This window comes from Streptomyces sp. NPDC050617 (genome assembly GCF_040654795.1).
Lineage (GTDB): Bacteria > Actinomycetota > Actinomycetes > Streptomycetales > Streptomycetaceae > Streptomyces.
Window position 1 is genome coordinate 45,965 of record NZ_JBFAIS010000008.1, and the last position, 25,201, is coordinate 71,165.

Annotated in this window: 19 protein-coding genes and 3 pseudogenes; 16 read left to right on the plus strand and 6 right to left on the minus strand. The window is 71.7% G+C overall.

The features are described from left to right. Nucleotides 1-26 precede the first annotated feature (26 nt). From asnB to AB0I49_RS13270, 5 genes are all read left to right on the plus strand, one after another. Entirely contained in the window at nucleotides 27-1,868 is a 1,842-nt protein-coding gene (gene asnB / locus AB0I49_RS13250; protein WP_363227033.1) for an asparagine synthase (glutamine-hydrolyzing), read from the plus strand. Nucleotides 1,869-1,943: 75 nt separating this feature from the next. Beyond that, nucleotides 1,944-3,533, plus strand: a complete 1,590-nt coding sequence (locus AB0I49_RS13255) for an ABC transporter substrate-binding protein (protein WP_363227034.1) — start codon at nucleotides 1,944-1,946, stop codon at nucleotides 3,531-3,533. Further along, nucleotides 3,530-4,519 (plus strand): ABC transporter permease, encoded by a 990-nt coding sequence (locus tag AB0I49_RS13260; protein WP_363227035.1) that lies wholly within the window; start codon nucleotides 3,530-3,532, stop codon nucleotides 4,517-4,519. Before AB0I49_RS13255 ends, AB0I49_RS13260 begins: the two co-directional genes overlap by 4 nt. Continuing rightward, complete coding sequence (locus AB0I49_RS13265) at nucleotides 4,516-7,155, plus strand: ATP-binding cassette domain-containing protein (RefSeq protein ID WP_363227036.1); 2,640 nt, start codon at nucleotides 4,516-4,518, stop codon at nucleotides 7,153-7,155. The genes AB0I49_RS13260 and AB0I49_RS13265 overlap by 4 nt, the downstream gene beginning before the upstream one ends. Nucleotides 7,156-7,352: 197 nt before the next feature. Next, on the plus strand, nucleotides 7,353-7,709 hold the full coding sequence (locus AB0I49_RS13270) for a Fur family transcriptional regulator (RefSeq protein WP_363227037.1): 357 nt from the start codon (nucleotides 7,353-7,355) through the stop codon (nucleotides 7,707-7,709). 295 nt (nucleotides 7,710-8,004) lie between these two features. Here the strand turns inward: AB0I49_RS13270 and AB0I49_RS13275 are convergent, their stop codons facing one another. Then, nucleotides 8,005-8,622, minus strand: a complete 618-nt coding sequence (locus tag AB0I49_RS13275) for a TetR/AcrR family transcriptional regulator (protein ID WP_363227038.1) — start codon at nucleotides 8,620-8,622, stop codon at nucleotides 8,005-8,007. Nucleotides 8,623-8,739: 117 nt separating this feature from the next. Between AB0I49_RS13275 and AB0I49_RS13280 the strand changes: the two genes are divergently transcribed. After that, nucleotides 8,740-9,573 (plus strand): alpha/beta hydrolase, encoded by an 834-nt coding sequence (locus tag AB0I49_RS13280; protein ID WP_363227039.1) that lies wholly within the window; start codon nucleotides 8,740-8,742, stop codon nucleotides 9,571-9,573. 294 nt (nucleotides 9,574-9,867) lie between these two features. Further along, nucleotides 9,868-10,053 (plus strand): annotated as a pseudogene (locus AB0I49_RS13285) (DnaB-like helicase N-terminal domain-containing protein); the annotation flags it as partial. A gap of 467 nt (nucleotides 10,054-10,520) precedes the next feature. Here AB0I49_RS13285 and AB0I49_RS13290 read toward each other — a convergent pair. Next, on the minus strand, nucleotides 10,521-11,093 hold the full coding sequence (locus tag AB0I49_RS13290) for a TetR/AcrR family transcriptional regulator (RefSeq protein ID WP_363227040.1): 573 nt from the start codon (nucleotides 11,091-11,093) through the stop codon (nucleotides 10,521-10,523). 205 nt (nucleotides 11,094-11,298) lie between these two features. Between AB0I49_RS13290 and AB0I49_RS13295 the strand changes: the two are divergent. Continuing rightward, a pseudogene (locus tag AB0I49_RS13295) lies at nucleotides 11,299-11,505 on the plus strand (MFS transporter); the annotation flags it as partial. Nucleotides 11,506-11,632: 127 nt separating this feature from the next. After that, on the plus strand, nucleotides 11,633-12,298 hold the full coding sequence (locus AB0I49_RS13300; RefSeq protein WP_363227041.1) for a class I SAM-dependent methyltransferase: 666 nt from the start codon (nucleotides 11,633-11,635) through the stop codon (nucleotides 12,296-12,298). Here the strand turns inward: AB0I49_RS13300 and AB0I49_RS13305 are convergent. Further along, the gene (locus AB0I49_RS13305) at nucleotides 12,282-13,214 is read right to left on the minus strand and encodes a cation:proton antiporter (RefSeq protein WP_363227042.1); all 933 of its coding nucleotides are present in this window, start codon (nucleotides 13,212-13,214) and stop codon (nucleotides 12,282-12,284) included. The two genes, AB0I49_RS13300 and AB0I49_RS13305, sit on opposite strands and share 17 nt — an antisense overlap. A gap of 520 nt (nucleotides 13,215-13,734) precedes the next feature. Here AB0I49_RS13305 and AB0I49_RS13310 point away from each other — a divergent pair. Continuing rightward, nucleotides 13,735-14,448: a siderophore-interacting protein gene (locus AB0I49_RS13310; RefSeq protein ID WP_363227044.1), complete on the plus strand. Its 714-nt coding sequence runs from the start codon at nucleotides 13,735-13,737 to the stop codon at nucleotides 14,446-14,448. Then, nucleotides 14,435-15,688, plus strand: a complete 1,254-nt coding sequence (locus AB0I49_RS13315) for an MFS transporter (protein WP_363227045.1) — start codon at nucleotides 14,435-14,437, stop codon at nucleotides 15,686-15,688. The genes AB0I49_RS13310 and AB0I49_RS13315 overlap by 14 nt, the downstream gene beginning before the upstream one ends. 767 nt (nucleotides 15,689-16,455) lie before the next feature. Here AB0I49_RS13315 and AB0I49_RS13320 read toward each other — a convergent pair. Then, nucleotides 16,456-16,692: pseudogene (locus AB0I49_RS13320) on the minus strand (transposase); the annotation flags it as partial. A gap of 124 nt (nucleotides 16,693-16,816) precedes the next feature. Here AB0I49_RS13320 and AB0I49_RS13325 point away from each other — a divergent pair. Continuing rightward, a complete protein-coding gene (locus AB0I49_RS13325) occupies nucleotides 16,817-17,383 on the plus strand; it encodes a 2OG-Fe(II) oxygenase (protein WP_363227046.1) in 567 nt (188 codons plus the stop codon). A gap of 4 nt (nucleotides 17,384-17,387) precedes the next feature. On the opposite strand, the gene AB0I49_RS13330 is transcribed toward AB0I49_RS13325, so the two are convergent. Continuing rightward, nucleotides 17,388-18,164, minus strand: a complete 777-nt coding sequence (locus tag AB0I49_RS13330; RefSeq protein ID WP_363227047.1) for a hypothetical protein — start codon at nucleotides 18,162-18,164, stop codon at nucleotides 17,388-17,390. A 172-nt stretch (nucleotides 18,165-18,336) separates the two neighbouring features. Here AB0I49_RS13330 and AB0I49_RS13335 point away from each other — a divergent pair, with 172 nt between their 5' ends. Together AB0I49_RS13335 and AB0I49_RS13340 are read left to right on the plus strand one after the other, a co-directional pair. Next, nucleotides 18,337-18,660, plus strand: coding sequence for a trypco2 family protein (locus tag AB0I49_RS13335; RefSeq protein WP_363227048.1), 324 nt, complete (start codon nucleotides 18,337-18,339; stop codon nucleotides 18,658-18,660). 18 nt (nucleotides 18,661-18,678) lie between these two features. Beyond that, entirely contained in the window at nucleotides 18,679-21,735 is a 3,057-nt protein-coding gene (locus tag AB0I49_RS13340) for a tetratricopeptide repeat protein (RefSeq protein ID WP_363227049.1), read from the plus strand. Nucleotides 21,736-21,755: 20 nt separating this feature from the next. On the opposite strand, the gene AB0I49_RS13345 is transcribed toward AB0I49_RS13340, so the two are convergent. Then, complete coding sequence (locus tag AB0I49_RS13345) at nucleotides 21,756-22,595, minus strand: radical SAM/SPASM domain-containing protein (RefSeq protein ID WP_363227050.1); 840 nt, start codon at nucleotides 22,593-22,595, stop codon at nucleotides 21,756-21,758. A 136-nt stretch (nucleotides 22,596-22,731) separates the two neighbouring features. Between AB0I49_RS13345 and AB0I49_RS13350 the strand changes: the two genes are divergently transcribed. Together AB0I49_RS13350 and AB0I49_RS13355 are read left to right on the plus strand one after the other, a co-directional pair. After that, nucleotides 22,732-24,486 carry a transketolase gene (locus AB0I49_RS13350; protein ID WP_363227051.1) on the plus strand — a complete coding sequence of 585 codons (1,755 nt, stop codon included), beginning with the start codon at nucleotides 22,732-22,734 and terminating at the stop codon, nucleotides 24,484-24,486. Nucleotides 24,487-24,538: 52 nt separating this feature from the next. Continuing rightward, nucleotides 24,539-25,174: a hypothetical protein gene (locus AB0I49_RS13355; protein ID WP_363227052.1), complete on the plus strand. Its 636-nt coding sequence runs from the start codon at nucleotides 24,539-24,541 to the stop codon at nucleotides 25,172-25,174. Nucleotides 25,175-25,201: the final 27 nt, after the last annotated feature.

Genomic DNA, 25,201 nt, shown 5'->3' on the forward strand with positions numbered 1-25,201 from the left:
CTCCGTTCCACCAGTGAGGATCAGTTATGTGCGGTATTACCGGATGGGTCGCCTTCGACGACGACCTCACGGTCCGCGGGCACGACATCGAGGCGATGACGGCCACCCTGGCCGACCGGGGGCCCGACGACGGCGGCACCTGGGTGCGCCGCCATGTCGCCCTCGGCCACCGACGGCTCGCCGTCATCGACCCGCCCGGCGGGGCGCAGCCCATGACCGCCGGCACACCCGGCGGCAGCGTCGCCCTCGTCTACAGCGGCGAGACGTACAACTTCACCGAACTCCGCGGCGAACTGCGCGGCCGGGGACACGTCTTCCGCACCTCCAGCGACACCGAGGTCGTGCTCCACGCCTACCTGGAGTGGGGCGAGCACATGGCGGAGCGCCTCAACGGCATGTACGCCCTGGCCCTGTGGGACGAGCGCGCGCACAAGCTCGTCCTCGTGCGGGACCGCATGGGGGTCAAACCCCTGTACCTGTACCCGACCCCGGACGGCGTCCTGTTCGGCTCGGAGCCCAAGGCCGTCCTGGCCAACCCGCGGGCCCGCCGGGTGGTCGATCTGGACTGCCTCCACGAGCTGATCGGCTTCACCAAGGCGCCGGGCTGGTCCCTGTGGAAGGGCATGACCGAGGTCGAGCCGGGGACGGTCGTCACCGTGACCCGGGACGGCATCCGCCGCCGTACCTACTGGTCCCTGCCCACCCGCGAGCACACCGACGACACCGGGACCACCGTCGAGCGGGTACGGGAGCTGCTGACCGACACGATGGGGCGCCAGTCGGTGTCGGACGTACCGTTGAGCGCGCTGCTCTCGGGCGGACTCGACTCCAGCGCCGTCACCGCCCTGAGCGCCCGTCATCTCGCCGCCTCGGGCGAGCGGTTGCGGACCTTCTCGGTCGACTTCGCCGGGCTGGAGGAGAACTTCCGCCCCGACGAACTGCGCGAGACCCCCGACAGCCCGTTCATCCGCGAGGTCGCCCGGGCGGTGGGCACCGACCACCGCGCGGTGGTGCTCGACTCGGGAGAGCTGACCGACCCCGGGCTGCGGCGGTCCGTACTGCGCGCCCGCGACATGCCGATCGGCCTCGGCGACATCGACTCCTCGATGTACCTGCTGTTCCAGGCGATCCGCGAACACTCCACGGTCACCCTGTCCGGGGAGTTCGCGGACGAGCTGTTCGGCGGGTACATCTGGTTCCACCACCCGGCGGCCCGGGACGCGGACACGTTCCCGTGGCTCGCCTTCCAGAACGCGCACACCACGGACCGTACGGCCCTGCTCCACCCCGATGTGCGCCGCCGGCTCGACATCCCCGCCTACATCGCCGACCAGTACGCCTCCGCCGTGGCCTCGGTGCAGCACCTGGACGGTGAGACGGGCCTGGAACGGCGGATGCGCACCGTGTGCCACCTGCATCTGACGCGCCTGGTGCGCGCCCTCCTGGACCGCAAGGACCGCCTGTCGATGGCGGTGGGCCTTGAGGTGCGGGTGCCCTTCGCCGACCACCGGCTCGTCGAGTACGTCTACAACGCGCCGTGGTCGATGAAGACCGCGGACGGACGGGAGAAGAGCCTGCTGCGCGCCGCCGTGCGCGACGCCCTCCCGGAGTCGGTGGTGGACCGCGTGAAGAGCCCCTACCCCTCCACGCAGGACCCCGGCTACGCGAAGGCGCTCCAGGAGCAGGCGCGCGAGGTACTGGCCGAGCGGGACAGTCCCGTCTTCGAACTCGTCGACCGGGCCTGGCTCCGGGAGACCGTCGCGCGCGAGCCCGAACAGCTGGCCGGCGACGGGCGCCTCGGCATCGAGCGGGTCCTCGACCTCCACCACTGGTTCGACATGTACGACCCCGAGCTGCGGCTCTCCTGAGACCGAATCCCCAGCACCACCACGGCGCGACGTCCCCCAGCCGACGCGCGCCAGGCACGAACGGAAAGACATCCAGTGAACAGATCCGAGATATCCCGGCGTTCGCTCCTCACCCGCACGGCGGGCGGAGCCGCGGTCCTCGCCGCGGGCGGGCTCCTCACGGCCTGCGGCGGCTCCGGCGCCGGCGGGGCCCGGCCCGGCGCCTCCGCCGCCTACACCGGCAAGCCGCGCCGGGGCGGAACACTGCGGGCCGCGTTCACCGGCGGCAGCACCGAGTCGACGAGCGTCGTGCGGGCCACCGCCACCGTCATCGACTTCGTACGGGCCCGCCTGCTGTGGGACACACTGGGCGACCTGGACGGCGGCAGGCCGGTATGGCGGCTGGCCGAGTCCGTCGCACCCAACGCCGATGCCTCGCGGTGGACGATCCGGTTGCGCAAGGGCGTCACGTTCAGCGACGGCGCCCGGCTCACGGCGAAGGACGTCCTGTTCAGCCTGCGGACGATCGCGGCGAACCCGGGCGGCCAGTCCGCCCTGCTCGCCGGCGCCGACTTCGCGGCGGCACGCGTGCCGGACGCCCGGACCCTCACCGTGCCGCTGAAGCAGCCGAACGGCTTCTTCGACCTGGCGCTCGCCCAGTCCATGTTCGTCTTCCCGGACGGCACCAAGAAGCTGTCCAGGGCCTTGGGCAGCGGCCCGTTCACCCTGTCCAAATGGCAGGCCGGCAAGAGCAGCGTCCTGGTGGCGAACCCCGACTACTGGGACGCGGACCGCGGCGGCCCCTACCTCGACGGGATCGAGCTGTACTCCGTCACGGACTCGGCGGCCCGGCTGAGCGGCCTGAAGGCAGGACAGTTCGACTACGCGGGCAGCGTCCCGCTGACAGCCGTACGCGCGGAGCGGGGCAACACGTCCCTCCGGATGCTGATGCCGCCGAAGGACCTGTGGACCGAGCTGACGTTCAGCATGAACCTGGACCAGAAGCCCTTCACCTCGCCGGCACTCGTCGAGGCCGTCAAGTACGCCGTCGACCGCGAGGCGATGGTGCGGACGGTGACCCTGGGCTACGGGGAGAGCGCCGACGACGCGCGCGGCATGCACCAGCCCTGGTACACCGGCGACCTGCCGAAGCGTGAGCACGACCCCGACCGCGCCAGGTCGCTGCTGAAGAAGGCGGGCCTGGAGGGCACGTCGATCACCCTGCGCACCAGCGACTTCGCCTACGGACTGGTCGAGAGCGCCTCCGCGTTCGTCCAGCAGGCCAAGGAGGCGGGCCTGAGGGTCGAACTGGACAAGGTACCGGCCGCCGACTACTACAGCGACATGGGCAAACTGCTGTCCACGCCCATCCAGACGTCCGCCAACTCCCCCATGCCCCTGCCGCTGGCCCTGCTCAACTACTACGGCGGCTCGGCCATCTTCCCCCTCACCGGCAAGGCGCCCAAGCGTCTGGAGACCCTGCTGGCCGACATGCGCCGGTCGGTCTCCGACCGGGACCGCGGGCGGGCCGTCGGGGACGTCCAGCACTACCTGTACGACAACGGCGGCGACGCGATCTTCGCGCGGATGCCCTCGGCAGCCGCGGCGACGCCGAAGGTGCAGGGGGTTGAGTCCCTGGGCTGGCCCGAGTACCCCTCTCTGCGCAACGCGTTCCTGAGCGCGTGAGCGTCAAGAAGGCGGACCGGGGGAACCACGCCCTCGGGCTGCTGGTGCTGCGCCGGTCGGCCGCGGCCGTCGGCGTCGTGCTGGCCGTGTCCGTCCTGGTCTTCGCCGCGACGGAGCTGGCCCCCGGCGACGCGGCCACGGCCCGGCTGTCCCGTGCGGGGGACGCCTCCCCCGCACGGGTCGAGGCCCTGCGGCACAGTCTCGGTCTGGACGCCTCACCCGTGGTGCGGTACCTGCGCTGGCTCGGCGACGCCCTCCACGGTGATCTGGGCGTGTCGTTCGCCCAGGGCGGGAACGTCTCGGAGGTCCTCGCCGACCGCGCCCTGAACTCGGTGATCCTCGCCGTGGCCGCGGTGGTGGTGCTGGTCCCGCTGTCGCTGGGGCTCGGGCTGTTCTCCGGACTGCGGGCCGGCCGACGCTCCGACCGGATCGTGTCGTGGGGGGTGCTGGCGCTGGTCAGCGTGCCGGAGTTCGTCATCGGCACGGTGCTGGTGCTGTGCTTCGCCACCGGCCTGGGCTGGTTCCCGGCCGTGTCGGCGCTGTCCGCCGGTGAGAGTCCGTGGGCGCGGCCCTCACTGCTGGTGCTGCCGGTGGTGACGCTGGTCTCCGCGTGCCTGGCGCAGAACGTGCGGCTCGTCAGGGAGGCGACCGCGAGCGCCGGGCGCGGCGAGGCCGCCGAGGCGGCGCGGCTCGGCGGGGTCCCCGAGTGGCGGGTGGTGGCGCGCTGGGTGCTGCCGACGGCCGTCGTCCCGGTCCTCCCGGTCATGGCCCGCTACGTGTCCTATCTGTTCGGCGGCACGCTGATCGCGGAGACGCTGTTCGGCTATCCGGGGATCGGCGCGGCGCTGGTGGAGGCGTCCGCGGGGCGGGACGCGCCGGTCGTACTGGCCATCACCATGATCGTCACCTGTGTGACGGTCGCACTCAATCTGCTGGCCGACGTGCTGTCGGTCGTCTTCAATCCGGTCCGGGGAACAGAAGCATGACGTATCCACAGCTCGACGGGGCATCGGACGCCGGGGGCCGGCCGCCCCGCGGCGCCGGGGACGGGGCGCCCGGCGGCGGGCGAGACGCACCGGACGCCCGGCGGCAGGGCAGGCGGCGATCGCGGCGCCGCGCCGCGCTGTCCATATGGCTCCCCGGCGCGGTTCTCTGCCTGAGCCTTCTGACGGCCCTGGTCGGACCCTGGCTGGCCCCGCACGATCCGGGCGCGGCACTGGACATGCCGTACGCGCCGATCAGCGGGGACGCGCCGCTGGGGACCGAGCGGCTGGGGGCCGACGTGCTCAGCCGGGTACTGGCCGGCGGCCGGTCGCTGATCATCGTCTCGGTGTGCGCCCTGCTCGCCGCCTACGCCGTGAGCATCCCGGCGGGTGCTGTGGCGGCACTGCGCCGCGGCGCGGTGGAGTCGGTCATCATGCGGCTGGTCGACGTGCTGATGAGCGTGCCCGCGTTCGTTCTGCTCAGTGTGCTGGTCGTGGCGACGGGGCGGGGACCGGTCGGCATCGCCGGCGCCACAATCGTCATCCTGGTGCCCGACATCACGCGGATGGTGCACGCGGTGACGCGGCAGGCGCTGGAGCACGATTACGTGGAGGCCGCGCGGTCCCGCGGCGAGTCCCTCGGGTACATGATCCGCAGGGAGTTGCTGCCCAACCTCGTGCCGCTGCTGCGGGCGGACGCCGGAGTGCGCTTCGTCGGCGCGGTGTTCACGATCGCCACCGCCGCCTTCCTCGGCTACGGCGCCCAGCCCCCCGCTGCGGACTGGGCGCTGATGCTGTTGGAGAACCAGCCGGGACTGTCCCTCCAGCCCCTCGCCGTGCTGGCCCCCACGGTGATGCTGCTGCTGATCCTGGTGTCGGCGAACGCCCTGGCGGACCGGCTGCCGGCGACCGCGGACGTCCTCTCCCGCGAGGACGGACCGGTCGGCGCTCCGCCGTCCGGGGGATCGTCGGTGGCGGTCACAGTGCCTCAGCGGGCCGCTGTGCTGTCCTGTCGCGGTCTGCGGATGGAGGCGGCCGGCCGGACGCTCCTCGCGGGCGCGGACCTCGATCTGTCGCCGGGCCGCGTCCTGGCGCTGGTGGGCGAGTCCGGAAGCGGCAAGACGACGCTGGCGCTCGGCCTGCTGGCCGGGCCCCGGCCGGGCGTCACCCGCACCGGCGGCCGGGTACTCCTCGACGGCACGGATCTCTACAGCGTCGGCCCGCGACGGTTGCGGGCGCTGCGGGCCCACCGCACGGCCTATGTGCCGCAGGACCCTCGCACCTCGCTGGCGCCGACCCTGCGGGTGAGCGCACACATCACGGAGCTGCTGCGGGCCGGCAGAGTGCCGCGCGACGAGCGGGTGGAGAAGGCCCGGGCGGCACTGCGGCTCGTGGGACTGCCGGACGACGACGCGTTCCTCGCCCGCCGTCCTCATCAGCTGTCGGGCGGCCAGCGGCAGCGAGTCGCCCTGGCCGGGGCCCTGGCGGGGCGGCCCACGGTGCTCGTCCTGGACGAGCCCACGAGCGCGCTCGACCCGGTCACCGCCGCGGCCCTGCTGCGGGACCTGGGGCGGCTGGCCGCCGAGACCGGTGCTGCCGTGCTGCTGGTGACGCACGACCTGGCGGCGGCCGCCGAGGTCGCCGACTCGGTGGCCGTCATGGCCCATGGCCGCATCGTGGAGGCCGGGCCGGCGGCGTCCCTGATCCGGTCGCCGGCCACCGCCGCGGCTCGCGAACTGGTGGCGGCGGCCCGCGCCTCGGGCACGGCCCTGACCGCCCCCTCGGAGCCAAGGCCGGTCCACGCGTCGGCCGGCGTGGACTCCGGCTCCCCGGAAGGGACGCCGGTTCTGCGCGTGCGGGGGCTCACGGCACGACACGGCCGAGGGGGCCCGGCCGTGCTGTCGGACATCGGTCTGACCGTCGCGGACGCGGGCTGCCTGACCGTTGTCGGCGCCTCGGGGAGCGGCAAGACGACGCTGCTGCGCTGCCTCGCCGGACTGCACCCGAGGTGGGACGGCGAGGTGCGGCTGGCGGACACGCCGCTGGGCCGGACCGTGGCCGCGCGGGACCGGGACAGCCTGCGCGCCGTCCAGCTGGTCGCGCAGAACCCCTACGACTCGCTGAACCCCGCCCACACCGTCGCCACCATCGTGGGCAGGCCCTTGCGGCTGTTCGGGATCGCGCGCGACGAGGCGGCCGTCTCCAAAGAGGTCGGCCGGCTGCTGGAGTCGGTCGGCCTGGACAGGTCGTACGCGACACGCCGGCCGGCCGCCCTGTCGGGCGGGCAGCGCCAGCGGGTGGCCCTGGCGCGGGCGCTCGCCGCCCGGCCCCGGGTACTGCTGTGCGACGAGGTGACCAGCGCGCTCGATCCCACCTCGGCCGCCTCGGTGGTCGCCCTGCTCGACGTACTGCGCAGAGAGAGCGGTACGGCGCTGGTCGTGGTCACGCACGATCTCACGGTCGCGCCACGGCTGGGCGGCTCCGTCGCCGTCCTGGAGCAGGGCACGGTCGTCGAGTACGGGAGCGTCGAGGAGACGGTGCTGGGTTCGCCGAGGCATCCGGTGACACGGGCGCTGATCGACGCCGTGCCCTCCTTGGACGGTCGGGGGTACGAGGCGTGGCGCACGGCCGGCGGTTAGGGCCGGTACCGAGTCGCTCCGCGGCATCGCAAGGCGGGCGGCGCGCCGGCCTTCCGCCGAAGCCCTCGCCTCCTGACAACCATCGTGACGGAAACGGATCTCACGTCCGGGAGCCCTTGGAGGTGGGCGGCCTGCGCGAACCACCGACAACACGGCTGCCTGCGCCCTTGCGCACGACGCGGCAGCGGATGGCTGTCATGAACACCCTGCGGCAACGCACCGGATTCACCTCCGCCCAGGAGTTGCACGAGGCGCTGAAAGCCGACGGCGTCACCATCGGTCTGTCCACGGTATACCGGACTTTTCGCGCCCTGGACCGCTCCGGGCGGCTCGACGTGGTGCGGGGGAAGCGAGGCGAACGGCTCTACCGGCCCCGACCCGCCGACGGGCACCGCCACCATCTCGTCTGCCGCGACTGCGGCCTCACCACGGAGGTCGAGGCGGGCGTGATCGCACGCTGGGCGGAGAACGTGGCCGGTGTCATGGGCTTCGCCGAGGTCGAGTACACGGTGGAGCTGACCGGCGTCTGCGACCGGTGTGCTGCCCGGCGTTGACCATGCCGACGAGGCACGACGGCGGAGCCCCGCCGGTGGGCAGCGTGCCGAGGCCACCGTCGTTCACCGTCATGCGCCGCCGAGTGGAGGCGCCGCGGATGGCGAGGGAGAAGCGGGTGAGGGAGTTCAGGCGGCGCTGGACGGTGCACTTGCCGCCTGTTCGGGACAGCGTCGAGGAGAGACCGATAGCCTCCCCGGCCCTCCCCAGGACTGGGCCTCCGGCAGGCGGTCACCGCGACCGCCCCTTCGAACGCTTACGCAGAGCAGCGCCCATCTGGACTCGCGGCCCTTGCGATCAGGGTTTGTCCGCGGCCCCGTCCAGCAGCGCCGCTGCCAGTGTGCGGGCGTGCGTCAGCCGCCTGCCGTCACCCTCCAGGCCGGCCCGTGCCATCGCGCCCTCCAGCAGGAAGGACAGGTGCTCCGCCAGCCTGCTGACCTCTCCGGGACGCTCGGGCAGCAGCCGCCCGAGGTGGCCGACGATCAGTTCCTCGACCGTCTCCTTGTGGCGGCGCACGATGTCACGTGCGGCGTCTCCGGCGGGCAGCTCGGCCGCCGCGTTGAGCAGGCCGCAGCCGCGGAAACCGGTCTCGCGGGCGGCCTCCGCGCAGTCGGCGTACGTGTCGAAGACAGCCAGGACCGCCTCGCGGGGGCCCGCCGTCTCTTTCAGCCGTGTGCGGTACGTCGCGAGCCACTCCTCGTGCCGGGTGTCGAGATAGGTCCTGACCAGCTCGGCTTTGGAGGAGAAGTTGTTGTACAGACTCGTTTTGGCCACGCCGGCCTCGGCGATGATCGTGTCGATCCCGGTGGCTGTCACCCCGTCGGCATAGAAGCGGCGTGCGGCAGTCACCAGCAGACGTTCCCGGGCCGGCCGCCGCCTGCCGGCCGCGGCCGCTCCCGCCCTGATCTCGCTCATCCCACACTCCCCGGTAACGGTGGACAGACAGCTCCACTGTGGCACTACCCACGCTAAATGAACAGACCTGTACAGTTTAGCGTGGCTGGTGCATCTACACAGTTGGGAGCCGACCGCATGCATTTCCTGCCCAGTGACCTGATCGTCGACGGGGTCCGTATCTCCTACCGCGACCGCGGTGAGGGCGAGCCGGTGGTATTCCTCCACGGCACGCCCTCGCACTCGTACGAGTGGCGGAACGTTGTGCCGCACGTCGAGGCCGTCGGCCACCGTGCCATCACCTATGACCTGCCGGGCTACGGGCGCTCCGAGCGCCCGGTGGACCGCGACACCTCGGTAGCCGCCCAGACGGACCTGTTGGGCGGCCTGCTCGACGCCCTGGGCATCGAGCAGGCCGCCATCGTCGCCCACGACATCGGCGGCGCCATTGGCCAGCGGTTCGCCGTCTCCCGCCCCGAGCGAGTGCGGCGGCTGATGATCATCGACACGGTCAGCTACGACTCCTGGCCCTCCGAGACCTGGCGGAAGATCATCGACGAGCAGTTGGAGGAGCACACGCGGCTGCCGCAGGACGCGTTCGACGCCCTGCTCACCCGGCAACTGGAGATGACGGTGGCCGGCGGCGCGACGACGATGTCCGGTGACGTCCTCAAGGCGTACCTGGCGCCCCATCAGTCGGCGCTGGGCCGCGTCTCCTTCTTTGAGCACCAGGTGCGGCACTACGACTCCCGGTACACCGAAGAGATCACCGACCGGCTCGCGTCGCTGACCATGCCCGTCCGTATCCTCTGGGGCGAACGCGACCAGTGGCAGCCCCTGGCCTACGCGCAGCGGCTCGCCGAGGGCATACCCGGCGCCCGCCTCACCGTCGTCCCCGGGGCCGGACACTTCGTGATGGAGGACGCGCCCGAGCGCGTCACGGAAGAGATCCTCGGCTTCCTCGCCGACTGACTGATTCCTGACGCCGGGCCCAGGACTCGGATGTCGACGCGGTCACCCTGGGGTCCTGCCAGAGATTCGCCGTGCTCAACCGGGGATTCGAGACAGTCTTCGCGGAACGGTGACGCAGTCGCCTCAGCCCCCTTTCGCGACGGAGTTCACGCCCGGCGCGGAAGGGAGAGGGAATTCCTTCTCTCCGGCGAACAGGCCGTACGGCCGCTGACTACGCTTGGCTGATCACCCAGCGGGAGCGGGCCCGTCGCAGAAAGGAACCAGGCGGCCGAGGACGAGAACGACCCGGTACGACCGCCGAGCGACGTGCGCGCGGAGAAGACCGTACTGGCGGCGATGCCGCTCTCCCGGGACGCGATCGCCGACGCCGTGGAACTCCTCGCCGGCGCCGACTTCTACCAGCCCGCGCACGAGCTGATCTACCAGGCGATCCTCAAGGTCTACGCCCGCGGCGAGACACCCGACGCCCTGACCGTGGCCGGCCGAACTCGCCAAGACGGACCAACTTGACTGCCCGGAAGGCCCTTCCACGCCGCCCTCCTCGTCCGTCGGTCATCGTCAGCAACGACGAGAAATTCGCAGGCTTCCGTTCGCTGGATCGGGTACGGGCCTGAGTTTCGGCACCGCCGCCCCCGGAAGCCGTTGGCGGCACAGCTCTGTCCGCAGGCCCAGGTCTGGTGCAGCAGCCGAGATGGCTCAGCTTTTCGAGAGGTCGCCGCGCCGACGGGCTCGCGACGTAGGTTCAGCGGGCGCGCCCGATGATGCAGCGGGAACCCCCTCTCCCCGCGCCGACTGTCGCGCAGCCCCGCAGAAGCGCTGAGCAAAGTCGGCCGCGCGGTGTCGGGAACGCGGTTGCACAGCCCGGCAGGAGCCGCGAACGCGCCTGCAGTGCGCCGCCCGGGGTCCGGGACGCGCAGGCCTGGCCCGGAGCGGCAACCCTGCGCGGTTCAGGGCGAACCCAGGACCTGCATGAACTGGTCCGCGAGAGCCTTGGTGTCGATGCCGTCCGCGCCGTGGCCGGACAGAATCAGGAAGAAGGGCGGCCCGATCAGGAGCGCGGCCGCCTGCTGGGTGGACAGAGCCGACCCGCACGCGGCCCGCGCCGCGTCCACGGTCTGCGTCGCGCTCTCGCCGATGATGTCGCGCGAGGCCAGCAGGAGGGCGACGTCCGGGTCGTGCTGCGCCTCCCCTATGAGGGCCCGATAGGCGGCTCCCGCGTGAGAGTGCGCCAGGAAGCCGACCAGAGCGTTGAGGTAGGCCTCTACGTCGGCGCGGGCATCGCCGCTGAGGGGTACCGCCAGTTCGTGCCGGGCGTCGAGCACGGTCGCCTCGTACAGCACTTCCGCCTTGTTCGACCACCAGCGGTACACGGTCTGCCGGCCCACGCCGGCCCGCTCCGCGATGCCCTTCATCGTCAGTGCCGCGTATCCGACCTCGACCAGGAGGTCGTCGACGGCATGCAGCACGGCAGCCCGTGCGCTCTCGCTGCGTGGCCGCCCGCGGCCAGTTCCTTCCACCACGCACCCACTATAAACAAGACACGGTGCACCGCATGTGTTACGTTTGCGATGCACGGTGCCTCGAAATTTGATTCAGGGCTGCCCGGCCGCATTGTGCGCCGTGCTCCGTGTGGTGCACCCGTTGAAGGAATCGAGAGCAATGGCTTCCACCACGCTGGAAAGTCCCGCGCGCCCGGCACCGAGGTCCGGCCTGGGCCTCGCGCGTATGAGCGTGTGCACCACCCTGGTGGTCGGCTTCGTCGCGGCGATCAACCTGGCCGTTCCCGAACTGACGGCGAGCTCACTGCAGCCGACGTCGTCGGAGCTGCTGTGGATCGTCGACGCCTACGTGGTGATCTTCGCCTGCCTGGTCATCCCCGCCGGTGCGGCCGGCGACAAGCCCGGCCGCGAGGGGACACTCCTGGCCGGGCTCGCCCCACCCTCATCGAGGACATCGACGCCGGCGCTTACACCGCCTGACACGACTGGCAGTACAGCAGGTGGGCGGCTCATGCGCTGGGCCGCCCACCCGCACCCCCGACACCTGAGGAGCGCATCTCGTGACCACGCATCCCTACACACTTGCTGAGCCGCGTGTCTCCACTGCTCTGGCCCGAATGTTCGAGGCCGCGGAGCGCGACGGGCAGACCGCGCAGCGCCTGGGGGCCCGGAACTTCGCCGAGCGGGACAAGTTCACAGCCCAGCAGCTCGCCGACGCGTCGCAGGACATCTACATGCCGATCTCCGCCCAGGGAGGAAAACTTCTCTACAACCTGGTGCGCGCCACTCGGCCTGCACAGGTCGTTGAGTTCGGAACCTCTTACGGGATTTCCACCGTGCATCTGGCTGCAGCCGTGCGGGACAACGGAGCCGGTCATGTCATCACCACGGAGATGAACCAGGCAAAAGCGACGGCCGCACGACACACGTTTGCCGACACCGACCTCGAAGACGTGATCACTTTGCTGGAAGGTGACGCCCTGCAGACCCTGGCCGGGCTGCAGACCCCTGTCGACTTCCTCTTTCTGGACGGGTGGAAGGATCTCTGCCTGCCCGTGCTGCGACTCATCGAGCCACATCTCGCACCGGGCACTCTCGTGGTCGCCGACGACGTCGACCTGCCCGATCTCGGTCCATACCTCGACTATGTTCGTGACACCGACAACGGCTACCACAGCGTCACCTTCCCCGTAGAAGACGGTCTGGAGATCAGCTGCCGTCTGTAGCTCGGGAGTGGGAGCCCCTCACAGGGGTTTCGACAAGCAAGCTCTGCAGGTCGAGGCGATGGATGAGCCGGTCTACGAGCTCGGGGATCACGCCCGATTCGCGGCGGGCGGCGATCAACTCGGCCCGGGCGGCTGTGGCGAGCCGCTCCTGGCAGTCGCGGAACTGGCGGACCCAGTCCGCTCGGGACCGGAACTCGTCATCCATCTCCTCGACAACTCCAGGACTCAGCGTGGAGAGCATCACCACGCAGAACGCCACGAAGACGAGCTGAGGGCGACCGGGGAAAGCCCGGCCCGTATCGGTGGCCGGCGGGACAGCCAGGGCGAGGGCCACAGTCGCCACACCGCGCATCCTTGACCACCACATCACCAAAGTCTCGCGCCGGCCGAGCGGTGTGTCTGTGCGGGCATCGATACGTTCCTGGATGCGACGGTCCCAGACTTCGAACATGGCACGGCGGTCGGGCTCGATCGGGACATGGGGCTGCTCCAGCTTCCAGCGCACCTTGCGCTGGGCGCGCTCCAGGCGGCCGCTCACCCACACAGCTGGCAGGAGCCACAGCACCCGGACCGCGACGACAGTGACGACGAAGAGTGCCGCCGGTCCGAGCAGGCCCTGCCGGCCGTCGGTCACCGTGTCGGCGACGGTGCGCAGTTCGAGACCGATGAGGCCGAAAGCCACGCCGGTGATAAGCGTCTCGGTGATCTCCCAGAAGGAGTCGCTGGAAACCCGGGCGGCCGCGCCCTCCGCAGGCGCGGGATGATTGACCATGTAGAGCGTGTAGACGAGCACGGCCAGCACGCCGGAGCCGTGTACGTGCTCGGAAGCGACACAGACCAGAGCTGGAATGAACAGGCTGACCAGGATCCGCGGTGTCGGATCGGGATCGCCGAGCAGGCCGTTGAGACGGTCCACCAGCCAGCCGGCGTCCAGCCCGGCGCGACGCCGCCGGTGTGTGCACGGATGCCCGGCGTCAACTCGCTCGTGTGCCGCATCGCCGCGTGTTCGTTGTGCTGGGAGCCTACGTTGAGGCGCCAGCGGTATGCGCACGCGGGCTGGGCATGAGTGTCGCTGCCTGCCCGCGCGTTGCTTCGCCAAAATTCTGACCGTGGTCGGCCGTACGACCTTGAAGGCTGCCGCAGTGCGGCCGTTCTGAGACAAGGTTCCGATCCATCGCCGGGGCAAAGCGCTTTGAGGGCTTCCAGGCCGGCGGAGGAAGCGTGCAACGCCACCGGCTTCATGCCGCGGATGGCGTCAGCCTGTGGCGAGGGCTTCATATCGGAGCACAGTGCCTCGAAATGCTGTTACGCTACATACCGAGACAGCCTGCCTCGTAAATCTGCTTCGTTCTGCCCGGACCCATCGTCGGCCGGCCGCGGGAGTTGACCCGAGGGCACGTTCGTCCCGTCCCTGCCACGACGCCGGAGGTACAGCGATGAAGGATCTGCACCACTGCGAGCTCCTCGCCCGCCGACAGCTCACACCCCGCATGGTGAGGCTCACCCTGGGCGGCCCCAGCCTCACCGGACTCACCCCCCGCCCGGCCCAGGACATCGAGGTTCTCCTCACCGATGCCACGGGCGCGCCTATCAAGCGGCGGTACACCATTCGCCACGCTCGTCCCCAGAGCGGCGAGTGGGACATCGACGCGGTCATACATGCGGGCGCCGGCCCGGGCAGCGCCTGGGCGGCAACAGCACAGATCGGCTCGCGCGTCGAACTCGTCGGCCCGCGGGGAAAGCTACAACTGCGTCCAGCTGAAGGACACTTGTTCATCGGCGACGAGGCCTCCTCGCCCGCGATCGCCGCCCTGGCCGAGGCGCTGCCGGACGATCAGGTCACCGCCGCAGTCGTCGAGACCCAGTCCGAGGCAGACCGACTCCCCGTGGCGGCCGACCACGTCCGCTGGATCGAACGGGGCCCGGCGGCTGCCGGCGACCCGGCACTGCTCTTGGCCGCGGTCGACCAGGAACTGCAGGAAGCAAGGTTCGAACAGGTCTACATCCTCGCCGAGGCACATACGACGGGTGCGCTGCGCGAACTCGTGCACGCGGCCGGCGTCGCGCCTGACCGCGTGTTCGCCAAGGGCTACTGGACCGCGGGCCGCCCCTCCTCCAGCGTGCTCGGGGGACGACGTGAGCGCGGCTGACGCACTCTCGAAAAGCCCGGGCCCGGCGAGCCGGCAGACCAGGCGGGCCTTCCGCGGACTGCTCGCCGCCCGCCTGCTCGGCGCTCTTGCCGACGGCGCCATGCTGCCGTTCATCGTTCTGTGGGCCCATGAAACCGGCGGGCTGAGCGGAGCGTCGGCCGGAATGCTCTTCCTGGCGCTGGCCTTCGGCGAGCTCGCCGGCGGCCTCGCCGGTGGCGTCCTCGCGGACCGTGTCGGCCACCGGCGCATGCTGCTGATATCCACCATCGGTATGGCGGCCGGATACAGCAGTCTGTTCCTGATCCACCACGCCGCTCTTGCCCTGGTCGCGTTCCTCACCGCGGGCATCTTCGAAGCAGCCTTCCACCCCACCATCGCGGCCCTCATCGCCGACCTGCACCAGGGACAGGACCTCCACCACGCCTACGGAATGACCCGAGTGGCGGCCAGCCTCGGCAGCATCGCCGGCCCGATCGTCGGTGCCGCAGCCGTCTCCTTCTCCCTGTCCTGGGTCTTCGCCGCCGCGGGGATCCTGCTCCTCGGCGCCGTCCTGGCCGTTTTCCTCGCCGTACCACCCGACCGCGCCATCGAGCCCGCGCAACCCGAAGCAGAACCGGACCACGTTCCGGGCGGGCTGATGCAGGTCCTGCGTGACCGCAGACTCCTGCTCCTCGTCGTCGGCGGCGGGCTTTTGAGCATCACCTTCACCTGGTGGGAAGCCGATGGCCTGGTACTGCTCAACAGGCTGCACACCATGGGCACTTCGGCCTTCGCCGCGCTTTTCGCGGTGGACGCAGCCGCTACCGTCCTGTTCCAGATGCCGATCAGCCGCTGGGCCCGCGACCGCAGCACCGCACGGTTGCTCTTCGCCGGTGCAGCCCTCCAGGGCGTGGGCCTTGCGGGACTGGCGGCAGCAGGGGCGGGGTATCCCGCCCTCGTCGCGGCGGTTCTGCTGATCTCGTTCGGAATGATGCTCGCCGGCCCCGCCACCTCGGCGTTCGTCAGCCGCCATGCACCCCCCGGGCGCAGCGCCACCTATCAGGCAGCCCTCTCCACCACCCAGGACATCGGAACAGCAATCGGCCCCACCTCCGGCCTGGCCATCGGCCGGATCGGACCGCCCGCCCTGGTGTGGCTTCTCGCCCTTCCGCTCAGTCTCATCGCCGGTCTGGCCACTGCCAAAGCGTCTGGGCCGCTCGCATCGGGCCAGACCGCTGGTGCTGCCCGTACCCGGTGCTGACCCCACGGGCGGACCGGCTTCTGGCCGTCTACGACCGCACCCGCACGCCAGTCGGCAAACGGCGACGCTCGCGCGCCCAGTCGCCCTCATGCCACCGCCCGCCCCACCTGACTTGAGCCAGGCGAGCGCCTGCAGGGTCTTCCGCCACAGTGATCACGTCGACGAGGCCTATCGTCGCTACGCCCCTAAGACCGAGGCGGATGCAGACGCCTACGGACTCAGCCTGCCCGGAACGTACGCCACACACATCGTTGATCTGCTGACGAGCACCTTCTCAGTTCTCAGAAGCCCTCGGGGAACCTGCACGTCAGCGGCGACGACCCCAAGCCTTCCCTCGGCCGCTCAAGCCCCTACGGACTCCGCTCCTATTTGAGACCCACTCCGGGCCGTAACCGACAGCTGTTCACCAAGGAACGGCCAAGGAGGGCCTCAGTAGATGTCGCCCAACTCGCCGCCACCTGCGAAAACGCTCACCTGATGCCCCATCAGGACGAGCATAAATGAGCGTCAGGACGCCTCGGAGAGCATAATTTCAGCGTCGAGATATCGCCCGTAACACCCACACTGCATATAGCGCACTTCGCCCAAACCCGCAGGTCAGGCGTCCTTCGCGGCAGGCTTCAGGATCGCCACTCACTCCACATGATGAGTCATCGGGAACAGGTCGGCGAGGAGGGGCTCCGACCAGGCGCTCAACCTGGCCACGCGATCAGCTCCTGCGCCATCATCGACAACAGGCCCTCGCTGAAGCCGGAGGACCGTCCGTCGGCGTCGGCGACGATCGTGATGTCCGCGTCCCCGGCCCGCCACTGTCCGGCGACGACCAGACGCTGGACGACGTCGTACAACTGGGCCGCGGTGATGGCGGTCGCGTCGTCCGCGGGTCCTGGCCGGACCACTTCCAGGATCGCGGTCCAAGAGGTGGCGCCGGGTTCGAGGGCGGCGACGAACGAGTACGGCCACGGCCTCCCAGCGGTCGACGAATCGGCGGCGGATCGACCGTCGTTGCCGCCGTAGGCGGTGTAGCCGTGTGGTGCCCATCGTCATGGGAGGCGGCGTGCGTGGGAATGCTTCGGGGAGCGGGCGAGGTCCGGGGACAGGTCGGTGTGAGAGCCGCGGGAGGCTTGGGTGGGTGGGCAGTTGCGGGGGACGGCAACGGCGTCGTACGCCCGGCACCGCTTCGCGCTGGTCCGATCATGGCTGGACGCGGCCACCGTGGCGGAACATGCGGCGGCTTCACTGGAGTTGTCCTTCCGCCGGGTGTCGGTCGGAGATTCGCGGGGGACGTGGGAGGAACATCTGCTGGGTGGGGACAGCGGGCTGAGGCGGCTGCTGACCGGGGCCGCCGCGTGGGCGCTCGTGGGCGAGGCGTTGACCGGCGACACACCCGGTCGGCCTGGGCCGGGACGGGCCCGGTGCTGGCTGAACCGGTATGGGACAGGCGAGTGGATCCCGCCGCACAAGGACGCCGCGGGGACGGCGCACCTCGTGGTCTGCCTCCTCGCGCCCCCGCCCGAGAGCGGCGGCACGCTCAGGCTGTTGGCCCCTACCGGGCCGAGTAACGTGCACCTGGCCGCCGGAGATGCGCTGCTCTTCGAGGCCACGACGGTCGAGCACATGACGACGCCGCTCGTCCCGACGGCCGGGACGCCCCTTCCTGTACGAACCGTCGCGGTCGCGCGCTACTTCCTGTGAGCCGTCACCCCCCGCCGGTCAGGGCGGAGAGCCTCCGGGCGGCCAGCGATGCCAAGTCCGCGTGGGCCCCCGCTGACGCCGCGGTCAACAACCTGGTCAGGGCGAGCAGTTCGCCGGTCCGCCCGGCGGGAGAATCCAGATCGGCGGCGAACTCCCGCCGGACCCTGGCGGCCACCTCAGGCACCGGCAGGCTCAATGCGTGCAGGGTCCCCGCGTCGTACCCGACGGGCACGAGCCCCCAACTCTCCCAGTCGAGAAAGGTCAGTGGCGCGCGGGTGAGGTTGGCCCAGTGCAGATCGCCGTGGCCCGTCACCCACCGCACCGCGACCGGCGGCTCGATCCCCCGCCCGCGGAGCACGGCCAGCTCACCCCGACCGGCCATGATCCGCCGGCTCTCGGCCGAGGCGAGGGCTCGGAGCGCCTGCCCGAGCCGGCGCCACCAGTCGTCTGACAAACCGGGATCGGACAGCAGGTCGATGCGGCCGGAACTGATGGCGGGTGCCTCGACGTACGAGGTCAGCTCGCCCGCGTACACCTGACCGTCGGCGCTCCACTCGCAGGTCGCGTACAGCCGCGGCCGGGGCACTCGCGGGGGCAGCAGGGCCGCGGCCGTCCGTACCCCCTCCGTCGGCCCCGTCCTGCCCGGCGGGGCGCAGGCCACCCGCAGCCAGCGGCCGTCACGGGTGCGGCGGCCCACGGAGCGTCCGCGCCAGCCCCAGGTCGCCGGACCGCGGCACAGTACGCCCAACTCGCGGGCCGCGGTCTGCTGCGCGGCCTCCATGCGCAGCCAGGTCGCCTGGTCCGGTGGCGAGTACAGGACGCCTCCCTCTGGCAGGGTTCACATCCGCTGTGGCAGAGTCCGTGCGTGGTCCATGCGTGCGCCGAGTGGGGCGGGTTGTCGCGCTGTCCCGGTGCACGGGCGACTGGCCCCGATCGTCACACTAGGAGTCTGATTGCGGTCCCACAATGGTGAAGAATGGCTGGACCTGGCGGACGCGATTGCTCTCCTGCGGGACCAGGTCGCCGAGGCACAGCGTCGGATCGACGCCCCCGGGACGGCAGGAGACCAGGGCATCCGGTTCGGGCTGGGCGAGATCACGCTGGAGCTGGGCATGGAGCTGGCCCGGGCCCAGGGCGCGGGTGGGAAGCTGCGGTTCGGGGTGGTCGGGGTGGAAGGCGAGCGGCAGAGTACGCGGACCGCGACGCACCGGGTCACCGTGCGCCTGGACCCGCGTACGGCGGACAGCTCCGGCGTCGAGGTCGGTGACGAGGAATAGGCCCCGGAGGGTACGAGGGTGGAGTTCGACCGCCGCGTGCAGGTCCGCCGCTACGGCTCCCCGTCGGGCCGTCCGGGCTTCGCCTCGGGGTATCTGGTCGGCCCGCGCCTGGTGCTGACCACTGGTCACCTCGGCGACGTGCAGGGCGTGACAGTGTCCCGGCCGGACGCGGGCGACGAGGAGCACGCCGCGGTCGTACGCTGGCGGCGGCATGACGAACGAGCGGATGCGGCGCTGCTGGAGATCGCCCCGGACCGGGGCTGGAGCCCGCCCGCTTCCATGGCACGTTCGCAGACCCGGCCCTCGCAGCGTTGGGGCCGGCTGATCGGGCCCCGTCCGTACGCCGTGACCGTCATGGGTTTCCCACGCATGCAGAAGGACCCTGCCGCCGGCCGCCTCGACGAGCAGCTCACCGCCGAGATCGCCCCGGGCAGCGGCTCATTGGCGCACCGCTACGAGCTGTACGCCACCGCCCCCACCCTGGCGGCCCCGCCCGGCCCCGCCGGGGCGACCCCGTGGGCAGGGATGTCCGGCGCCGCGGTACTGGCGGCGGCCCCGGACGGAGCGCTGCTGTGCGGCGTCGTACGCCGTGATCGGGAGGCCGCCGGCGGCACCCGGTTGACCGCCACGCCCGCCGCCGCGCTCCTGGCCGACCCGGACTTCACCGCCGTGGTCTCCGAGCACACCGGCTGGCCGCCGCTGCTGGAGCCCGCCGAACCGGCTCCCCTGCTCGCGCCCGCCGCCCGCCAACTCGATCTGCGCTCTCCCGCAATGCTGCTGCGCGCAGAGGCGGAAGCCGTGTCGTTCCACGGCCGCGAGCGCGAGTTGGCCGAGCTGGCGGAGTGGTGCCTCGACGACAGCGCTCCCTTCGCCGTGCAAGTCCTCACCGGCCCCGGCGGGCAGGGCAAGACCCGCCTGTCCCGGCACCTCGCGGAACGGCTACGCCGGCAGGGCTGGGTGACGGGGCATGTTCTCGGCAGCCTGCACGACGGCGCCGCGCCCCCCGAGCTGTCCCGACTCGACAGCACCCTGCCCCGCCTGCTCGTGGTCGACTACGCCGAGACCCGCCCCCACACCGTCCGGCGTCTGGTCGACCACCTGCGCACCGCCCGGCACCATACCCGGCTGCTGCTGCTCGCCCGCGCCGACGGCGAGTGGCGCACCGACGCCCTCGGGGCCGACGCTGCCGTACGCGACCTCCTGCACACCGCCACCGTCACGCCCCTGCCGCCGCTCATCCCGCGGAGCACACCGCCGCGGGAGCGCGCCGCCGACTTCGCCCGCGCCGCCGCCGACTTCGCCCGCCACCTCGACCTTCTGCCGCACCTGTCGGGGCGGCCCGAGCAGGGCTGGCCCGCCCTGGCCGGCACGCTGCGGGCCCCGGGGCCGCTGACGGACCCCCGGTACGACTCCGTGCTGACGCTCCAGATGACGGCCCTGACCGCGCTGCTCCAGCAGGGCACCGCGCCCGTCGGCACCGCGGTGCGCGAGCCCGTCGAGGCCACAGTGCTCAGCCATGAGCAGCACTACTGGGAGGACACCGCCACCACGCCCGCCCACCGGCTCGGTGGGATGCGGACCTCCACGCTGAGCCGGGCCGTGGCCGTCGCCGCCGCCTGTGGGGCGGCCACGGCAGACGAGGCCGAGGCGACGGCACAGAAGATCCCCGGGCTGCCGCCGGAGCAGGCCCTGCCGGTCGCCGAGTGGCTGCACAGCCTCTACCCGCCGCCCGCCGACTCCTACTGGGGCTCGCTGGAGCCGGACCGGGTGGCCGAGTATCTCGCGTCCGCCGTCCTGGCGGGCCCCAGCACCCTCGTCCGCCTGCTCACGGGCGCCTCGCCGCAGCAGCAGGGCCGGCTGCTGACCGTACTGGTGCGCGCCGCGCTGGCCCACTACAACGCGCAGCGCTATGAGGAGCACGAGCGGACTCTGCTCGGCTTGGATGCCGCCCTCGGCCAGTGCCCTCTCGACGCGGGCGCGCTGCGCACCGTCACCGCCTCGCTGCCGTACCGCACCTCCCCCACCGCCGGGCTCGCGCTGCGCCTCACCACCGCCCTCGCCCGGACCCTGGAGAAACGCGCCGCCGCCGACACGGACGCGTACGAACCGGAGTACGCGACTGCCCTGTCCAACCTCGGCGTTCGCCTGTCCGACGTGGGCCGGACCGAGGAGGCGCTGGCGGCGACGGAACGGGCCGTGGAGATCCGTACCCGACTGGCGACGGCCGACCCCGCCGCGTACGAGCGGGACCTGGCGGAGTCCCTCCACAAACACGGCATCCTGCTGGGTGCGCTGGGACGCCGGGCGGAAGCCCTGACGGCCTGCGAGCGGGCCGTGGAGATCCGCAGACGCCTCGCCGCAGCCGACCCCTCCGAGCACGACCCGGAGTTGGCGTCCTCCCTCTCCATGCTCAGCTTCCGGCTGAGCGCGGCGGACCGGGAGGGAGAGGCGGTGGCGGTGGCCGAGGAGGCGGTGGAGATCCAGCGGCGGCTGGCCGCCGCCGACCCTGCCGCGCACGAGGAGGGGCTGGGCCGGCTGCTGAATAACCAAGCGGTGCAGCTGAGCCGTGCGGGCCGCGCCGCGGAGGCGCTGGCGGCGACGGAACGGGCCGTGGAGATCCGTACCCGGCTGGCGAAGGCCGACTCGGCCGTGCACGAACGGGGCCTGGCCCGCACCCTGTCCAACTTCAGCGACGGGCTGGCCGCGGCGGGGCGCTGGCCGGAAGCCGTACGCGCGGCGGAGCGGGCCGTAGAGATCCGCCGACGTCTCGCCGCGGCCGACCCGGCGTTGCACGAAGCCGGCCTCGCGAGGATGCTCTTCAACCTGAGCGGGTGTCTGCGCGCGGCCGGCCTGCCCGAGCGGGCGCTGGACGTGCTCGACGAGGTGGCCGAGGTCTGCGGTCGGCTCGCAGGGCGCAGCCCCGCCGAGTTCGCCGGCCGCCTGCGCGACGTACTGGAGCGCCAAGCGGCGGTCCTCACCGAACTGCGGATGTCCGACCGGGCGGAGCGCGCCAGGGCCCGGCTGGCGGCGCTCGACGTCCCCGAAGGGACCGGGGGATTCGAGAACGCGCCCTGACCAGGCGGCTCGGGTCGTGCCTACCCGGGGTCGAAGTCGTTCATCGAGCACGTCGGGCTGCAAGGGTCGCTCGGCTTGTCCGGGCTGCCCGGGTCGTACGCGTGGCGCGGCAGGGCGAAACCGGCCACGAGCTGCTGCCACTCCGGCCCGTCGAGCAGGGCGGTCAGGGGCTTCTCGCGTACGTTTCCGCAGGGCAGAAAACGCGACATGACGCAGCCGGCCAGATCCCCGTTGGCCAGGACCGCCGCGCGTTGCTGCGCGCATGCCCCGCACAGGGTGTCGGGGTCGGGCACCCCGCCGGGCGGTACGCCCCGGCCCACCGCTCGCACCCGGTCGGCGCCGATCCGCCGCACGCCCAGGGAGCGCAGGTCTTCGTGGGCCTGCCGGACGCGCTGACCGGGCAGGACCTCTATCACGCTCACCCGGATGCGGACGCCCTGCTCGACCGCCGTGCGGATGTTGGCCCGGGTCCGGGCGTGGCTCCCGCGGGTCGACGTGATCCGCTCGTGCTCCTCGGCGCGGTCGCTGTAATAGCTGGTGGCGAGCGAGACGCCGGCCCTCCGGAAGAACTCCCACCCCCGGGCGTCGACCCGGAAGAGATTCGAGTAGACCTCGACGCCGAGGCCGCGGGAGAGGGCGAGTCCGCCGAGTTCGCGCCAGTGCGGGTACGCGGTGGGTTCACCGCCGATGAGCTGCACTCGGCGTACGCCCAGCGCCGCCGCGTCCTCGATCAAGGTCCGCCAGTCGGCCGCCGTCATGCTGCCGTGCCCCGCCCGCGGGCTCGACTCTGTCAGACAGTGCGTGCACTCAAGCTGGCAGGCCCCGGTGATCTCCAACTCCAGAGTGTGGACGGATTTCACGGCGCTTGGGTTCCGGTGCTCATCGCGGTCCTTTCGCGAGGCAGGAGCCTTGTCGAACGCGGTGGCTGTCGCGGGTGGGGACAGCACATGGCCAACAGCATTATGACAACCGGAAAGCAACGACGAAAGTAGAGCTATGGCCCCCGAAGCCCACGGATGTAGAGAATTGGACAGACTGGCCGAGCAGTTGCGCATGGACGCCGCGCATGCTCCGTCAGCCGCGGGGGCGGGGCCTCCCACCCCGTTCCTGTCGTCGGCGGAGCTGGTGGCGGTGCTGCTCGCCCGCCATCTGCGGTACGACACTCAGGCGCCGGACCATCCCGGAAACGATCACTTCATCTACGCGAAGGGGCCTGCAGAGCCGATGCTCTACGCGATGCGCCGTGCGGCGGGCGCTGCCCTCGACACCGAGGTCGCCAGGGGTTCGCCGGGGCTGGGCCTGCCGGTCGGGGTGGGGCTGGCCCTCGCGGGTCGCGACCTCGACCGGCTGCCCTACCGGGTATGGGTGCTGTGCGGGGACGGGGAGCTGGCGGATGGCTCGATCTGGGAGGCGTTCGAGCATGCGGGGGACGAGGGGCTCCACCTGCTCACCACGATCGTCGACGTCAATGGTCCGGGCCGGGGCACCGACTCCTGCGTACGCCGCATCCGGGCCTGCGGCTGGCACACCGTGGAGGTCGACGGGCACGACACGGCCGCGATCGACACCGCATTCACCGCGGCAGAGGCAGAGGCGGGCCGACCGACGGCGGTCATCGCCCGAACCCTGACGGCGGCGTACGGCGCGGCGGTCCCCGCCGGGGCGCGCGGCGACGCGGCGCCGGCTGCGGCAGTGACGGACGTGCGCATACGCCCCCGGCCGCCGCACCACACGCCGGAGCGCGCGTCGCGCGAGGGCGCGCCGCTGGAGCTGCCGACGTACGCCCCAGGCTGCCGGATCGCGACACGCGACGCCTACGGCGAGGCCGTCGCCGCCGTCGGCAACGCCCGGCCCGAGGTGGTCGTACTGGACGGCGACGTACAGCACTCGACACGCAGGGACCCATTCGCGGGCGAACACCCGGAGCGCTTCTTCGCGTACGACGTCCCCGCACGGCAGCAGGTGAGCACGGCCATCGGCATGCGGGCACGCGGCTGGACACTGTACGTCTCGTCCCTCGCGACGCTCCTCACGCGGGCACACGACTACCTGCGGACGGCGACGATCGGCGGCATCCCGCTCAACGTCATCGGCTCGAACTCCGGTGTCGCGGCCGGCCGGGGCGAGCCCGCGCAGACGTGCCTGGAGGACGTGGCCATGTTCCGCGCCCTGCACGGAAGTACGGTGCTGCACCCCTGCGACGCCAACCAGACGGCACGGCTGACGGCGGCGCTGGCGGACTCGGCGGCGGGGGGCGTGCGCTACCTGCGGACATTGCGCCACGCCACACCCGTCGTCTACGGGCCGCACGAGGAATTCCCGGTGGGCGGCAGCAGGCTGCTGCGGGCCACGGACGAGGACCGGGCGACGGTCGTGGCGGCTGGCGTGGCCGTACACGAGGCGCTCCGCGCCGCCGACGAACTGGCGGCCGAGGACGTCCGGGTGCGGGTGATCGACCTGTACTCGGTCAAGCCGGTCGATGCGGACGCGCTGCACAAGGCCGCCGCAGCGACGGGGTGTCTGCTCACCGTAGAAGACCACCGGCCCGAAGGCGGGCTGGGCGACGCGGTCGCGGGCGTCTTCGCCGACGGCCACCCGGCACCGTGCATGGTGCGGCTCGCGGTGGACACCGAGCTGGGCTCAGCCACCCCGGCGGGGCGGCTCCACGAAGCGGGCATTGACTCGGCGGCGATCGCCGCCGCCCTCCGTCGGCTGACGGATCAGCGGCAGGGCCGAGAGGCTGGCGGCTAGCGGGACGCGTGCGGGGCGGGCAGGGGCGCATGGCTACCGGACAACCCGCACGATGAGCAGCACACCGGCCGCGAAACTACGGGCGAGCCATCTCGTGCAGTACAGGTTCAGGTGCCGCAGCCTGCGCGCACGCCCGAGCGACGGGGAGGAAGTGTTCGTCGACGACACGACGCGAAAGCTGGTCGCCAAGCATGCGGCGCACTCGTACCGGGGCGACTCCTCGCTGACGTTCCATCTGCGGGGCGCCGACGACCAGCTGGTTTCCCAGGCTTACACGACGCTGGGCCAGGTGCGGAGACGGCGAAACGTACGCGGTGATCCGCATGCACGGGTAGCCGAGAGTTCGGGAGAACAAGATCCGGACCATACCCGAGCCGACAACTCTGACGCGCCCGTCGGGACAGCGCCCGTAACGCCCACATCGCACATGAGGCGCGCCCCGCATACCAACCATCACAGCCCGCCGCGCCGACACTTCCTGGGGAGAACCTGGGGGCTTTCGGTCACCATGCCGCCCCCTCTGGCCCCCGAGCAGGCCGGCGATCGCGGCACGTCCCTTGCTTCCGACCTCCGGCATGAAGAGAGCATAGTAACCGAGCGTGACAGCCGGCGAAGAGTGCCCAAGCCGGTCGCGCCCATGCTCCGGGAGTTCGCCGCCCGTCTGGACACGAATCTGCGCCCGGCCTGATCCCGCAGACCGTGTGAGGTCCCGGCA

What these genes read in the sequence shown, in the direction of transcription:
- AB0I49_RS13270 (WP_363227037.1), top strand. Translation starts at nt 7,353, where the DNA reads ATGAACACCCTGCGGCAACGCACCGGATTCACCTCCGCCCAGGAGTTG.
- asnB (WP_363227033.1), top strand. Translation starts at nt 27, where the DNA reads ATGTGCGGTATTACCGGATGGGTCGCCTTCGACGACGACCTCACGGTC.
- AB0I49_RS13330 (WP_363227047.1), bottom strand. Translation starts at nt 18,164, where the DNA reads ATGGAGGCCGCGCAGCAGACCGCGGCCCGCGAGTTGGGCGTACTGTGC.
- AB0I49_RS13265 (WP_363227036.1), top strand. Translation starts at nt 4,516, where the DNA reads ATGACGTATCCACAGCTCGACGGGGCATCGGACGCCGGGGGCCGGCCG.
- AB0I49_RS13350 (WP_363227051.1), top strand. Translation starts at nt 22,732, where the DNA reads ATGGCCCCCGAAGCCCACGGATGTAGAGAATTGGACAGACTGGCCGAG.
- AB0I49_RS13275 (WP_363227038.1), bottom strand. Translation starts at nt 8,622, where the DNA reads ATGAGCGAGATCAGGGCGGGAGCGGCCGCGGCCGGCAGGCGGCGGCCG.
- AB0I49_RS13355 (WP_363227052.1), top strand. Translation starts at nt 24,539, where the DNA reads ATGAGCAGCACACCGGCCGCGAAACTACGGGCGAGCCATCTCGTGCAG.
- AB0I49_RS13310 (WP_363227044.1), top strand. Translation starts at nt 13,735, where the DNA reads ATGAAGGATCTGCACCACTGCGAGCTCCTCGCCCGCCGACAGCTCACA.
- AB0I49_RS13280 (WP_363227039.1), top strand. Translation starts at nt 8,740, where the DNA reads ATGCATTTCCTGCCCAGTGACCTGATCGTCGACGGGGTCCGTATCTCC.